The organism is Corallococcus sp. AB049A (genome assembly GCF_003668885.1).
GTDB lineage: Bacteria > Myxococcota > Myxococcia > Myxococcales > Myxococcaceae > Corallococcus > Corallococcus interemptor.
This window is the reverse complement of sequence record NZ_RAWL01000893.1, coordinates 1-618: the sequence shown is the minus strand read 5'-3', so window position 1 is coordinate 618 and position 618 is coordinate 1. Positions and strand designations below refer to the sequence as shown.

The window sequence follows — 618 nt, the reverse complement described above, 5'->3', positions numbered from 1 at the left end:
GCTGCTGCGGGTGGAGGGGGCGCTTCCCAGGGAGGGCGCGCTGGCGGCCCGCCTCTTCGAGTCCTCCTCCCTGCGGATGACCGCGGAGCACGCCCCGGAGGGGCTGTGGCTGTCCGCGGAGGAGTGGCCGGGGCTGCTGGACCTGCTCCAGGCCGCGCTGGGGCCAGCGTAGGCGGTCAGCGGCCCTCGCCGTCCCACACGTTGGCGCGGCCCTCCAGGGGGCCTCGCTGCGGGCGGACGATGCAGAAGCGCTGACCGGTGGGGGCCTCCATCACCCACCAGCGCTTCACGTAGGCGATGCGCTTCGCTCCCAGGGCCTCCAGGCGCTCCAGCTCCGCGTCCAGGTCGTCCGACTCGATGTCCAGGTGGATGCGGCTCTCGTGGCTCACCTGCTGGAGGAGCAGCGAGGGCTCCGCGTCCGCCGCCTCCAGCTCCCGGTACGAGGGCGAGTCCGGGTCCGCCGGCTTCACCTTCCGCCCCAGCGCCGCGCTCCAGAACCGCGCGGCGGCGTCGATGTCGTCGACCTTGCAGTCGAGGACGAACGTGCTGAGACGGCTGTGGTGCATGGCTTCGCTCCTGATGGGCCGGGCAGGGGGGAGCCCGTGGGGGGAGCCAGGG

Annotated in this window: 1 protein-coding gene; it reads right to left on the bottom strand. The window is 73.8% G+C overall.

The genetic code is table 11. The features are described from left to right. Positions 1-176: 176 nt before the first annotated feature. Complete coding sequence (locus D7X55_RS40110; RefSeq protein WP_120549820.1) at positions 177-566, bottom strand: VOC family protein; 390 nt, start codon at positions 564-566, stop codon at positions 177-179. Positions 567-618 lie beyond the last annotated feature (52 nt).